The organism is Verrucomicrobiia bacterium, assembly GCA_019634635.1.
In the GTDB taxonomy this organism is placed as follows: domain Bacteria; phylum Verrucomicrobiota; class Verrucomicrobiia; order Limisphaerales; family UBA9464; genus UBA9464.
Map to the genome: position 1 here is coordinate 15,430 of JAHCBB010000026.1, position 13,323 is coordinate 28,752.

The window sequence follows — 13,323 nt, forward strand, 5'->3', positions numbered from 1 at the left end:
TCTACCGGCTCGCCTCCCGCCAGCCCCTGCGCTAGGCTCAACCCATGATCCCTGCGCGCCTTCACTGGATGGCCTTGATGGTCGGGAACATCAGCCTCCTTGGGGCGCCGCCGGCCGTCCATCATGCGCCACCGCCGGTGGTGGGGGTGGAACGTCCCGTCCCTGACGATCCCGACGGGGTGGATTTTCGGGTCGGCGTGCGACAGGCGTCGGAGCCTGGAGTTCATGACATCGGGGATCCGACGGACGAGGAACAGCTTTACCTGGAGCTGATCAACCGTTCGCGGGCCGATCCCGCGGCGGAGGGGCGGCGCCTCGCCGCGCTGAACGATCCGCCCACGCAGGGCGCCTACGCGTTCTTCGGCGTGGACCTGGAGCGCATGGAACAGGAGCTCGCCCGGTTCCCGCCGTCGCAACCGCTGGCGTTCGAGACGCGGTTGATTGCAGCGGCGCGTGGCCACTCCATCTGGATGCGCACGGCCGGGATCCAGTCGCACAATCAGTTCGTCCCGACGACGGGGCAGGTGCTGAACACCACCCGCGACCGCATGGATGCCTCGGGCTATCCGTGGCAGCGGTTCGGTGAGAGCATTTTCGCGTACGCCGAGTCGGCGGAGAACGGGCACGCCGGCTTCGTGGTGGACTGGGGTCCCGGTCCGGGCGGCGTGCAGGAACCGCCGGGCCATCGCATCAGCAATTTCCAGCCCGAGTACCGCGCGGTGGGCGTCGGCGTGGTCGAGGGCAACGGGCCCAACGAAACAGGACCCGGATTCGTCACGATCAAGTTTGCCGCGCCCCGGAATCCGGTCCCGTTGATCACCGGGGTGATCCACTACGATTTCAACGGCAACCAGTTCTACGATCCCGGCGAAGGGGTGGGGGATGTGGTGGTGACGCTGTCGGGCGCCGCCACCCGGGCGATGTCCGCCGCCTCCGGGGGATTCGCACTGCCGGCGGCGAATGGCAGTCACGAGGTGGTCTTCACCTGGGAGGGCCTGCCGCTGGCAACGGCCTCGGCCACGGTTTCCGGAGGGGAGAATGCGCTGCTGAACCTCACCCTGCCCTATCCCTCACCGCAGTTGAGCGGGCCTGGAAATCCGGCGTTGAACCAGTCACAGCCCTACCAGTACACCTTGGTGCCCGGGGCGACCGGATACGAATGGCGGACCCTGACCCGCGGGGAACTTCCCGTGTTCAACGCCCAGTCCGGGCTGGCGGGACTGGTGACGGCGCTTGACGGCACGCCCTTTCCCCTGGTGCCGGCCAATGGTGGCACTGTCTACCACCTGACCCACGCGGGGACCACCGACGATCAATCGCTGGAGGTGGATGCGTGGGTCCAGCCGTCGGCAACGGGTGCGGTGCGGTTCCAGCATCGCATGGGGATCGCGGGTGACGGGCAGGTGGCCCAGTTGCAGGTGCGGGAGGAGACCGGTTCCTGGCAAACCCTGTGGTCCCTGCGGGGGATGGGGCCTCCCGGGGACGCGCAGTTCACGGAGACCGCGGTTTCCCTCGCGGACTTTGCCGGACGGGTGCTCCGCGTGCGCTTCGTCTTCGCTTCGGGGCCGGGGACCCTCTACCCCCAACCCAATGCGGAGGTCGGCGTCCAGTTGGACAATATTTCGTTTCCGGGGGCGGACGCCGTGGAGTCGGGTCCGACCCGGACCCTGGAGCCCGGCGCGCCCGTTGCCTTTGCACCGGAGAGTCTCGAACCCGTGGAATTGGTGGTGCGTCCGGTACGGACCCGGGGTCCCTGGCCTTGGGGCCCGTCCCTTCGAGTGACACCGGTGGTGGCCCCGCCCCAGGCACCCATCATCACCGGGATAGCCGCGGAGGCTGGCGGTGCGATCCGTATTGATTTCAATCTCGCCGGGACGCCGGCGTCCACGCCGGTGCTCCAGCGGGGACTCGCGATCGGCGGGCCGTACGCTCCGGTGCCGGCCACGTTGCAGGCCGATGGTCCGGGGCGGTACCGATTTCACCACGTCCCGGACACCTTGGAAGGATTCCTGCGCGTCGTGCTGCCATGAGCCCCATCCGGGCGGTGACGTTCGACGTGGCCGGCACCCTGATCGAACCCCACCCCTCGGTGGGAGCCGTGTACTCCGCCGCGCTGCGGCGTCTGGACGTCGGGACGCTGCTGGAGGCCCCGGCACTGGAAATCCGTTTTCAGGAAGCCTGGCGGGCACGCGGGGCATTCGATTACTCCCGAGTGTCCTGGACCGGTGTGCTGCGTCGTGTGTTCGATGGCGTGGTGGATCCCGCCGATTTCGACCGGGCCTTTGAGGCCGTTTGGCTGCGGTTTGCGGAAGCGGATGCGTGGCGGGTTCACGACGATGTGAATCCGTGCCTTGAATTCCTGCGGCGGCGCGGGATTCGCAGGGCCGTGGTCTCCAATTGGGACGAGCGCCTCCACGCGGTGATGCATGCAATCGGACTCGCCCCCTGGTTTGAGTTCATCCTTCCTTCGGTGGAGGGGGCGGGTCCGAAGCCCGAGCCGCGCCTGTTCCTGGAGGCGGTGGAGCGCTTGGGGCTGAACCCGGGCGAAGTGCTGCACGTCGGCGACAGTTTTCGCGAAGATGTCCAGGGAGCTCGGGAGGCCGGACTGGCGGTTTGCTGGTTGCGCCGGGGTGTCGCCGGGAGTGGCCTGGCGCCGGGCTCGATCTCGACCCTTGGGGATCTGAAGACCCGGCTTTGAGGGTCGCCGGCCGGTCGCGACGCGGCCCCGGCCGCGGCTTGCTTCTCCAGGGGCGCCCCAATAGGCTGACCGGGATGAAACAAGGCTGGACCCGGGGATTCGCGATCGCGGCGTTGCTGGTGCTTGCGGCCTGTTCCTCGACCGATTCACGGGCGAAGAAGCTCCAATTCGGAATGGATCGGGCCGAGGTGATCCGGCTGCTCGGAGATTCCTACACGGTCGCGGGCGCGCGCCAAGACCCGGGTGGGGCGACGATGGAGGTCCTGATGTTCACCCGGAAAAAGGACTCGGACTTCTACGTCTTCCTCCGTGACGGAAAGCTGGCCCAGTGGGGGGACCAGCAGGCGATCCAGTCCGCGCAGTAGTGGATTAGGGGATTACGGGATCCCCGGAGCGAAGGCACCCGGAGCCGTGAAGGCGCGGCACCTTGCGGCGGATCAGCGATCCCCGGGCTCGATGCCCAGCAGCTGCACTTTGAAGAGCAGCACCGAGTTGGGCCCGATGTCCCCGCCGGCTCCCTGTTCGCCGTAGGCGAGATCGGACGGGATCGCGAGCTGCCACTCGTCGCCCACCTTCATCAGCTGCAGCGCCTCGGTCCAGCCCGGGATCACCCCGTTGACCGGAAACGTTGCGGGTTCGCCACGATCAATGGAGCTGTCGAAGACGGTGCCGTCGGTCAGGGTGCCATGGTAGTGGACCTTGACGACATCCGTCGCGGCCGGGGTCTTGCCGTTGCCAGACTTGAGCACCTGATACTGGAGGCCGCTGGCGGTCGCCTTGACGCCCTCCTTCTTGCGGTTCTGGGCGAGGAACGCCTCGCCGTCTGCGCGGTTCTTTTTCCCCTCGTCCGCCTGCTTCGCCTGCATTCGTGCCATCATCTGGCTGCGGAATTCGTTCATGATGTCGCGGATCTGATCGGGAGTCATCGCCGACTTGCCGGCCACGGCATCGGTCAGCCCTTCGGCCACCCGTTTGGGATCCACGTCAATTTCCTGCCGTTTGAGGTTGTTTCCGATATCGGCCCCGAGGGCATAGCTGAGGCGGTCGCGGAATTCCGCAGCATCGGACGCGGGCTGGGCGATCAGTGTGGGCAGTCCGACAACGGTGGCGGCGGCAAGCACCGCAAATGGCAGTGATTTCATCAAGAAATGGGCTCGGAGGCTCCTGAACAGGAAAGCAACCTCCGCCAATGCGGGGATTCCGGTCAAGCTTCCGTCGTCGTCGGTTGCGAGCCGGTCCAGCGCACTCCCCTGGCGGGATACCCTGAATCGTTCCGCCGATTGCCCGGGTGGCGCCTTCACGTCATGGGGTCGCGACCTGATAGAATCGCCCGGCATCCTCACCGGGAACCGTCGCCTCCCATTGGACCTCACGCGCGAAGGTGCCCGCCGGAATCACGTGCACCGGTTCCCACGCGCGACTGCCCAACGGCTCCTGTCGGCGAATTGTGTAGCTTCGTCCCGCCTCGGCACGGAACCGCAGAACCCGTGAATCAGAACGGGCCTCTGCCCGGACCTGCAGACGACTTCCCGCTTCGAGCGGATGGGTGCCCGCCAGGTATTCGTCGCGGTTGGAGAAGCCATCGCCATCAGGATCCAGCGCGGCATCGTCGGCGTCGGGATCCAGACCCCGCGACCGTTCCCAGGCGTCGGGCATGCCATCCAGGTCTGCATCCCGTCCGCCGGTGGCAACGGTCGAGGTCACCGTGATGCGGTTCGAGGCCGCCAGTTCTCCGCGAAAGTTGTAGCCCAGCACCTCCAGGGGGTTCTCCCCCAGCCATAGCGGTACCCGGACCTGCCAGTTCGTGAACGAGGTCCAGGTCCAGACCTCGCCGGACTCCGGGGCCCGCAGGACCAGTTCCTTGTATTCTATCCCCGCCCGCCCGGCCAGGGTGATGGCCGAAGTGTTGACGAGCAGGTCCGCGCCCCCTCCGGTCGAGATGGACAGCGGCACGGGCCGCGGCAGTTGGTTGCGGGCGGAGGCGGCGCGTTGCTGAATAAAGCTCAAGACACCGCTGTAATTCTGTCCGGCGAGCAGGCCGTAGTGGGCGGTCCAGCGGCTCATGTAGGTGGCGTTGAAGGAACGTTCCAGCAGATCCCCCACGTGGCCGAGAAAGCGGCGTTGGTTGCCGGGGAGGGCAAGCACCCGGCCGATATTGGCGCCGACGGGCAGCGGATCCGACGGGTTCCGCGCCCAACAATAGTCCATGTCCCAGGTGAAGGTCATTGCCCGGCCGTCCCCGGGTCGGAAATAGATCATCTGGTTGTGGGGATACCCCAGCCCGTAGGTGTCGAGATCCCCGCTCAGGGTCTTCAACGCCATCACCCGCGCCCATTGGTCAACATCCATCCACTGCCGGGTCTGCTGGTCCAGCGCCGCACCGGAAAGGCTCATGGCCTTCGCCAGCCGCACCACGGGCGCGTAGTCATCGTCGTCCCGGCGGTTCTCGATCAGAAAATGCCAGCGGTAGGCTTCGGGATCGTCGCCGCGATCTTCGATATCCGAGCTGATGACGTCGTCGGGTTGGGGCAGTTTTGGACGTTGCGGATCGTTTCCCGCGGTGGTGGTCGGAAAATAGATCAGCTCGATCTTGAACAGCCCGCCATCACCACCCCTGGGAACCGAGTCTTCCAGGAAGGTGCCTCCGTATTTTGACGTCGCGAGCTGCGCGATGCCGTTGCGACGGCCTTCGAGCGGACGGGGAAAGATCCCGCGAACGAGGTCGTTGTACATCTCGGCCATTCCGCCGGCCTGGTTGATGATGTGGTGCAGCACGATTTCGTCCTGGCGGCCGCCGCGTCCGGAATAGCCGCCACTGCGGTCCAGGGTCACGGAGTTGTGGGTGCCCCGGAACAGGCGGTCGGCAGCGAATTGGACGGTGAATCCCACCCGGCTCTCCTCCGGCCTTCCGCGCTGGCTGGCTTGCAGGCGAACGCCGACATCGTGGAACACCTCGGACTCATCCACGACCACTGTGCCGCCCAGTGCCTCGTTGCTCATCAGGTTGGTGCGGGCAAACTGGAATGCGGAATCGGCCGCCGTCATGATGATCCGCAGTTGATGGAGTCGGGTGTTGGCGCCCTGGCCGTCGCGGACCTGATACAGCGCTCTGGAATCCGGGCCTGCCGCGGGGTGGTGGCTTCGGGCGCCCTGGCGGTCCGTGGCTTCGATGTAGAACTGGACCACGGTGGCGGTGGCCTGCGGCGGGATGGTCCCTTCAAAGCGGTCCCCCGTGGTGCGGCTCATCCCGCTGCTGCGCCAACCTTGACCAGCCGGGTTCCACCACAACGTGCATTCCGTCACCCCATCCGGATCGGAGACCCTGGCGGACACGGTCGTGGATTCGGACGGGGCAGGGACCGCCGGTTGATGCTGGAATTGATCAAAGGCCGGCCCGGCATTGGGGGTCCATCGTGAGTTGCGCGCTCCGGGTGTACCGCTCCGGGCGGGTGTTTCAAGCAGGGTGGTTCGCGCGAGGCGGTTGAAATAGAGGCGCGAGTTCAGCCGTGGACTTCCGGAGATGGAACGGGCGCGAAAGGAAATCCGGTAGGTGCGCCCGTTCACAATGGGCGTGTTGTTGACCAGTGTGGTCTCGAGATGGTTGTGCATGTGCTCGGTCGGACCGCTCGCCACCAGTCGAAGGATGTGGTTGCCGGGCCGGTCGGGATCCGGAATCACCTCCGAGCGGCGATGATTGCCCAGGAAGCGCCACGCCGCAGACCCGTTCTCAAAGTCCCCATTCTGAAGCAATTCGTGCGCTCCCGCGGTGTCCGGAGATTCGGTCACCCGCAGGTCATCCAACCAGACCTCCCCCGTATCGAGGAGTCCGACGATGAACTCGTTCCAGCGCGTTGGACCGCGGTCTGCCCGGGCCACACCGCTGTAGGCGTAATCCACCCAGGTCGTGCGTGCGGACTCGTCACTGGCCGCCCAGGATTCCGCCCGCCGGGGATCGGAGCGCGGGTCGCGCAACTCCAGTGTGGATCCGCCGCCATCCGCCGCCGCCGGCCACGGCCGGCGATCAAAATAGCGCACCTCGCCGGCCACATTTCCCACCGCGTCCAGCAGGGTCAGCCGGTCGCTGCTTCGAGAGAGGCGCCCGGAGAAATTGCCGAGGATCCGGAGGTTGGGATACCGGTTGCGCAGTTCGGCCGCATCCGCTGCAACCACGAGGTATTCGCCGGCCGCGATGGAAGTCCCTTCCGGAAAGGCGAACCGGATGCCATCCGTGAGCTGCCATCCGCCCAGTTGGACCGCTGTCGAACCCTGGTTGAACAGCTCCACCCACGCCTCGGGAGACTCCCCCGCCGGGATTGCGGGGTGGATCTGCTCCGTCAGGCGGGCTTCGAGTCCGAAGACAATGTCCGAGCTGCCCGCGCTGTTCTGATGCACCTCGACCGCCAGGACATTCGTTCCCGTGCGCAGGGCGGAAAGGTCCACCGGAGTCCAGCCACTGAACGCCGCATCCCCGACCCCGACGTTCGCCAGTGTGTCGAAGGCAATGGGCCCATCCGGCATGTTCAGACGCAGGATTTCGGTCCCGTTCAGGTGGATGACGGCGCCATCATCCACCAGCAATCGCAGCGCCAGCTGGCACCCGTTGGTGTTCCGGTCGAACGTGAAGGCCGTCCGAAAATAGTACGTGATTCGACCCAGCGTCAGCGGTGTGTTCTTCGGTGCCGGAAGCTCGGCAGCCTCCGCGTACAGGACGCCGCGTCCTGAAGCCCAGTCGTCATCCGGATAATCCGGACGCCGCCATGCGGTTCCGAGGTCTGCGCCCGATTGATCGAAGCGCCAGGAGGCGTCCACTTCCAGGAGGAGACGTTCCTCGACCACGGCCGGCCGCCCCGGAATCGGCCGGGGATGGTACTGGATTTCGTTGATCACCACATCGCGGTGGAAGTGGAACGTATTGGTCGCACCGGGAGTGGATTGCGTGGGGATCTGCCAGCGATCCTCCATCACCTCCCGCGCCCACGGGCCGGGACCCACACGCACGGCGTCCAGGAGGTTGGTTCCATCTGCGGCAAACAGGAACAGACGGTCGCCCGCCTCGGGTACTGTCCCCAGGATCTCCTGGTCAAGAACCCGGAACCCGCCCGGATGGACCCCCTCTCCTGCCGGCAGCACCCGGTCCAACGTGGGCGGTCGGGAATGGCGGACAATCAGTCCCGCCAGGGTGGCCGTCTGGTCGGAGTCATTGGCCAGCTCGATCCAGAACGGGCGCGCCCGTGGGCTGCCGAGCTCGTTGAAGCGGATGCCCGGAAGTGCGGGAACGACGGACGGGAAATTGGCGGCACCAGGCGTTCCTCCGATCTGCCGGCTGTGCGACCAGCTCTCCGGCTCGGGGCTGCCCAGGCCCGGCACTCGCTTGGCGAGGGTGACACCGGAACCGGTCGGCGCCACGGGCCACCGGCCTTCGATGCCGTAGCGGACTTCGTCCATGAGCCGGCCGTTCTGGTTGCGCAATTCCAGGCGTTCACCCTCGTTGGCCAGGCGCCCTTCGAACGGGCCCAGAACATGGGTTGCTCCGGCGGCGGCCGGCAGGGCGGCCGGGTCGCCGGCCACAACCAGGTATCCTCCGCCCGGAAGGATGGTGCCCGACGGGAAGGTGTACCGGATGCCGCTGGTCAGGCCCCATCCAGATAGGTCCATGTCAACGGCCATGAGGTTGTGAAGTTCCACCCACTCCACAGAGTCGCCGCCGCTGCGTGGCTGATACTGGAGTTCATTGAACACCACGGTGGCGTCACCGGCCTGCGGCCGATGGGCCAGCATCAGGAGCAGCAGCGCGAATTGGAATCGGCGGAGCAGGGAACACGCGACGGCCATCGAATGGCCGAACCATGACTGGGTCCGGCGCGGGAGCAAAAGGGGAACTCCCTTCGGATCACCGATGATGCACCGTCGCCGGGATGTGGGGTGCGCCCGGTGCGCGCCAGATTTGCAGGAGCGGTCGCCAATTGCCCGGCCCCTCGTGGGTTCCCGGAGGCGGCGTACCCGCGGGCACGCCTGAAAGGGCCGGCGTCTACGGCGGTGAAGGTTGGGAAATCACGCGGAACCATGCCCCCGGGGAACCGGCAGCCTGCGGGACGTCCATGGTCAAGGTTTCGCCAGTGCCCGGGCGTGACCCGGCAATCGCTGACCAGGCTTCAGCCCCGACCGAGGGGCTCGACTCCAGTTGGTAGAAGTGTCCCGCCAGCGTTTCCCAAGCGAGTCGGAGGTCGGCGGAGAAGGGCTCGGGTTGGGCGATCGTCAGGACCGGGACGTGCAGTTCTGGCGCATTGCGGACCACCAAATTGGCGATGCGAACCCGCGTGCCGGGACCCTCGCCACAGAGTTCCAGAGACTGGGCCGACGGGCTGTGAAGTGCCGGATCCGAAAGGAATCTCCGCACGAGGCGATATCCCGGACCAGTCCCGCCATCCGCCCGCACGCGAAGGAGCTCACGTCCCCCCAACCGCACCACCAGGGCGCCGCCGGCGCTCATCCACCGGAGGTCAAACTGCACCTCGATCGGTGTGGCCTCACGGGTTGAAAACAGGGTGGACGTGCACTGCCCCTCGCAGAGTTCCAACCCGCGGCGCGTCACGCCCCCGGCATCCGTCTCGGCGAACGTCCCCCCGCAATCCTCAATCGGCGGCCCCTGCCAGATGGGACCGGGAACGAACCCGGTCCACCGGCTGATCAGCCCGTCACGTCCCTCCGCACCCGCGAGCCCCTGCAACAGGACGCCACTGGGCAATCCCGGTTCGCCCGGGGGACTGCCGCTCCCCCCGCGTCCACCCCGGGCAACGGCACCGGGGCGTCCCGGACCGCCGGCGCCACCCCGGCCGCCACGCACCTGCGGGCGGCTGGTGATGACCAGGTCGCCGTGGACATCGAACACCAAGGAACCTCCGGAGCCTCCGGCTCCCCCTCGCCCGCCCCGCGGACCGCTGCCGTTGACATTGCCGGCATCGCCACCGCGACCGCCACGCGACGGGGGATCCAAGACGCCGGCACCGCCATCCCCTCCCAATCCCGGCGTGCCCGCCGCGCCGCCGTCACCGCCGTCGGCGCCATTGAGGGATATCTCGCCCTCGATCCGCGCGGAGTCGGCGCCAATGGTCAACAACCCGCCGGGGCCACCCTGCCCCCCCTCGCCACCACCACCAGCGGGCCCGCCGCCGCCGCCAGGACTGCCCGCACCCTGGGTTGCATTTCCGGCGTTCCCGCCGTTCCCGCCATTCCCACCCTCGCCCCCGCGGCCGCCCCGTCCGAGATTGTCCAGAAGGATGCGTCCGCTGGAGAGCAATTCCACCCGCCGGCCGATGATCCACACACTGGCACCCACGGAGCCGCGGCCGCCGCCATTGCCAAAACCGGCCTGGCCGCCGAACCCGCCGGAACCATCCGCCGGACCATGCCCACCACGTCCGCCATCACCGCCCCGGCCGCCGTCACCGCCCTCCCGCTCCGGTCTCAAATCCAGCGTGCCGGAAATGATCACCGTCCCCTGGGAACGGAGGTCCAATCGGGCTCCCGGCGTCGTCCAATCTGCCCCCCGCTCTGCGAGAATTCCTCCGCCACCGGCCCGTTGCGCCAGGGAACCCTGGTCCAACCCGGGATCCCCGCTCCGTCCGGGGCCTCCAGCCGCCTGCTTGCCCGTGGGTTTGGAGAGAATTTGACCGGAAATCTGGGCGTCCCCGGCGACATTGAGCGTCAACGGTCCGTCCAGCACCAGGACGCCGCCGTCGAGGATCGCCAGGGACTCGTAACGCAATGAGACCGGGCGCTCCGGATCCCCCAAATGACGGGTTTCCCCCGGGCCGATGGTCAGCGATTCCGCCCTCGCCAGGGTGACCGCGACCAGAACGGTTGCGATCCGCGCGGCCGGGAGCGACCTGGGAGCATTCAGAATTGAGTACTTCATCGGGCGGGCTGCCGGGGAACGGCACGGATGGTCCATGCCAGGCGGAACGCTGCTCGTTAACATTCGCTGGACTTACATGACGCTCCGTGCGCGCTGAAGCCGTGTCAAGCACGAGTGGCGTGCACCGGGCTATTCGTTGAACGGCTTGTCGAGGTCGGCGTCATGGAATATCGGCGCATCCCGGTTCTCCGTGAACCTGACCGAAAAATGGAAGTGGGGCGTTGACGCTTCGCCGAGAGAGGCCAGCTCGACGGAACGCAGGGAACGGAGGCCTCCATTGGGGCAACGTCACTCCGCCATTGCTCGAAGTCACTGATCAGGGAATCAAATCCACGGCGACCAAGAGCATCCCAGTGAATTCGGCTAGAACATCCTGCTACGGGTGCGGTCAAGCGACGGGCGTGAACCTTTGGCGCTGTCGCGCTCATAGGGGAAGGACTTCGAGCCGAGGCGCTTTCTCGTCAATCCTTAACAGCAACCATCCGCGGGGTGGCGGGCGGTCTCCCCGTCCCCGCTGAAAACTCGCTGGTGCCCCCCTTCCGCTCGAAGTCCGCGGCGCTTTGTCGGAATCCGGACTCGGGGGATACCGAAGTTAATTTCCCGTCGACACCGTCCGGGCATGCACGCCCCGTCCGAGATGGCGGTCCGCCTGATCCGGGAGGCCGCGACCGTAGAGGTTCTGCAGTTTACTCCAGACGGGACCCTTGGTCGTGGTCTGGGTGTGCAAAGGCCACCCTCATTGAACGCACTTGCAACGAAGCGCTGCGACGTCTCAAGAATTGCAAAAGTGGCGAACACTTGGGTTTCTCGGCCTTTTGGCTGGTGCGCCCGGCGCGAGTCGAACGCGCGACCGTCCGCTTAGAAGGCGGATGCTCTATCCAGCTGAGCTACGGGCGCCCACCGACCGGACTGTCCTCACCCGGGCCGGTTTGGGCAACCCGGCAGTTGACTCCCGGCCGTTGGGCCATCGGGCCACTGGTCAGGCCCGAATCCGTTGACCCGGGTTCACTTCGAGGCGGGTGTGGCCGAGAGCTCGAGAATTCGTCCAGGCAGCCAGCCGACCTGCTCCTTGAAGTTGGTCGGACGGGTGTATTCCAGAATGTAGAGGGTTCCTGGAGCAACGACGGCAACATCCAGAGGGCGACCCAACGGGGCCAGCAGGGTTTCCACTTCGGCAACCCAGGCACCGTCCACAGCCTCCCGGGGACGCACCGTCAGGACATCGAAACCGCAATCGTCGTCAGAATTCGTGGGAAGCAGATTGCCGAACCGGCCGACTGCAAAGGCGTTCCGGAAGGGCATTGGGAAGGTCTCGTCAAGCCACGCGAGGCCCGCGGGGGAGCTGTGCGGATCGAACGTGGAGCCGGGAAGGGGACCGCGCCATCCAGCCGGACCCAGGTTGGCCACGGGCATGACGAAGGTCAGGCCTTCGGGAGCGGCAGGTGTATGTGGATACCACGCCGTGCCGGCCGGAGCATGACCGAGCTGAAACGGGAACCCGTGATGCCGGGACGGTTGGCCCGGCGCGGGGGGGATGACGAGGTCCATTTCTTCGCCGGCATGTGCGTCCGGTCCGTTGCTCACCGTGAAGAGGCGGCCTGATGCGTCCCATCCGAGGCTGTAGGCATTGCGGATGCCGCGCGCCACGATCTCCACAGAGGGCTGTTCCGACGTCGGGTCGAGACGCCAGATCGCCGCGGTCAGATCGGTCTCACCCATGGTTCCCAAATTGGAATCGCTTCCCGGTTCGCCCCCGTCGGTGCGCGATCCGCTGCTGACGTACAGCAGGCCTTCGGGGCCGAACCGGATGTCAGAGATCCCGTGGTTGTAGGGGCCGATGCCGTAGGGGTAGGCGGTTCGGAACCAGAGTTGGGGTTTGGCGATGAGTGTCCGGGCCGTGACGGGATCCGTGCGATAGATGGATACCACATTGCTCACGAGCGGACCGCCCTCGACGCGCTGGTTCATGGTGATCCAGAGCCGGCGGGTCGCATCGAGGGTGATGCCCAGCGTATTGAATCCGCCTGGTGCGGTCCCGGGGTAATCTGCCGGGGCCATCACGGGGACGAGCTTTTGAGCGGCGGCATCCACGCGCCAGACCGCCCCCTCTTGTCCGAGCACGTACACAGGTCCGCCCCGTCCGGAGGGAGCCAGGCGCGTGGCAAACTCGGGGAGTCGCACCACCTCCCGCAGATCGAAGCCCGCGGGCGGCCGGGGCAATGGCGGATAGGCGTTGGCAGCCGTGAGCGCCTCGAAGGTCGGGAAGCGTGACCCGGCACGGAGCGTGGCGACCTCGGCCGGGGACACCGTTCCGCCGGGATTTCCCCAGGAATTCAGGACGAATGTCATCACGTCGGCGACCTGGAGGTCGTTCAGGACGGCGGGTGGCATGCGTCCGTGGTAGGAGCGTCCGTTGACCGTGAGGGGACGGTCGAGTCCCTCGAGCAACGCGAGGATGGCCTCGCGTCGGTGGTCCTGCAGATAGTCGGCGCCGGCGAGCGGCGGATAGCTGCCCGGGACGCCTGCACCGGTGACCTGATGACACATGGAACAATGGGCGAGGTAGAGGATGCGTCCGCGCTGTGGCGACGGGGTGGCATCCTCAGGTGCTTCCGCCGCGGTGCCGGAGATCGCGGCGATGCCTGCGGCAAGCAGGCCGAAGATCCAGTGCATGCGGCCGAACCTATGGAGGCGGTCCCGCCCCGCCAAG

General features: G+C 66.8%; 7 protein-coding genes and 1 tRNA gene. 3 read left to right on the plus strand and 5 right to left on the minus strand.

What is annotated here, in order from left to right:
- The first annotated feature begins 44 nt into the window (after positions 1-44).
- The 3 genes from KF791_15470 (at position 45) to KF791_15480 (ending at position 3,063) form a co-directional block, all read left to right on the plus strand.
- Positions 45-2,030, plus strand: coding sequence for a hypothetical protein (locus KF791_15470; GenBank protein MBX3733974.1), 1,986 nt, complete (start codon positions 45-47; stop codon positions 2,028-2,030).
- Positions 2,027-2,698 carry an HAD-IA family hydrolase gene (locus KF791_15475; protein MBX3733975.1) on the plus strand — a complete coding sequence of 224 codons (672 nt, stop codon included), beginning with the start codon at positions 2,027-2,029 and terminating at the stop codon, positions 2,696-2,698. The genes KF791_15470 and KF791_15475 overlap by 4 nt, the downstream gene beginning before the upstream one ends.
- A 74-nt stretch (positions 2,699-2,772) precedes the next feature.
- Positions 2,773-3,063 (plus strand): hypothetical protein, encoded by a 291-nt coding sequence (locus tag KF791_15480; GenBank protein MBX3733976.1) that lies wholly within the window; start codon positions 2,773-2,775, stop codon positions 3,061-3,063.
- Positions 3,064-3,135: 72 nt separating this feature from the next.
- On the opposite strand, the gene KF791_15485 is transcribed toward KF791_15480, so the two are convergent.
- From KF791_15485 to KF791_15505, 5 genes are all read right to left on the minus strand, one after another.
- Entirely contained in the window at positions 3,136-3,840 is a 705-nt protein-coding gene (locus KF791_15485) for an FKBP-type peptidyl-prolyl cis-trans isomerase (protein ID MBX3733977.1), read from the minus strand.
- 160 nt (positions 3,841-4,000) lie between these two features.
- On the minus strand, positions 4,001-8,530 hold the full coding sequence (locus tag KF791_15490) for a lamin tail domain-containing protein (protein MBX3733978.1): 4,530 nt from the start codon (positions 8,528-8,530) through the stop codon (positions 4,001-4,003).
- 196 nt (positions 8,531-8,726) lie between these two features.
- Positions 8,727-10,613 carry a hypothetical protein gene (locus tag KF791_15495; protein MBX3733979.1) on the minus strand — a complete coding sequence of 629 codons (1,887 nt, stop codon included), beginning with the start codon at positions 10,611-10,613 and terminating at the stop codon, positions 8,727-8,729.
- 820 nt (positions 10,614-11,433) lie between these two features.
- Positions 11,434-11,510 (minus strand) — tRNA-Arg (locus tag KF791_15500).
- Positions 11,511-11,618: 108 nt separating this feature from the next.
- Positions 11,619-13,286 (minus strand): c-type cytochrome, encoded by a 1,668-nt coding sequence (locus KF791_15505; GenBank protein MBX3733980.1) that lies wholly within the window; start codon positions 13,284-13,286, stop codon positions 11,619-11,621.
- Positions 13,287-13,323 lie beyond the last annotated feature (37 nt).

Coding starts and splice junctions, on each gene's coding strand:
- KF791_15490 (MBX3733978.1), bottom strand. CDS start 8,530: ATGGCCGTCGCGTGTTCCCTGCTCCGCCGATTCCAATTCGCGCTGCTG.
- KF791_15485 (MBX3733977.1), bottom strand. CDS start 3,840: ATGAAATCACTGCCATTTGCGGTGCTTGCCGCCGCCACCGTTGTCGGA.
- KF791_15495 (MBX3733979.1), bottom strand. CDS start 10,613: ATGAAGTACTCAATTCTGAATGCTCCCAGGTCGCTCCCGGCCGCGCGG.
- KF791_15480 (MBX3733976.1), top strand. CDS start 2,773: ATGAAACAAGGCTGGACCCGGGGATTCGCGATCGCGGCGTTGCTGGTG.
- KF791_15470 (MBX3733974.1), top strand. CDS start 45: ATGATCCCTGCGCGCCTTCACTGGATGGCCTTGATGGTCGGGAACATC.
- KF791_15505 (MBX3733980.1), bottom strand. CDS start 13,286: ATGCACTGGATCTTCGGCCTGCTTGCCGCAGGCATCGCCGCGATCTCC.
- KF791_15475 (MBX3733975.1), top strand. CDS start 2,027: ATGAGCCCCATCCGGGCGGTGACGTTCGACGTGGCCGGCACCCTGATC.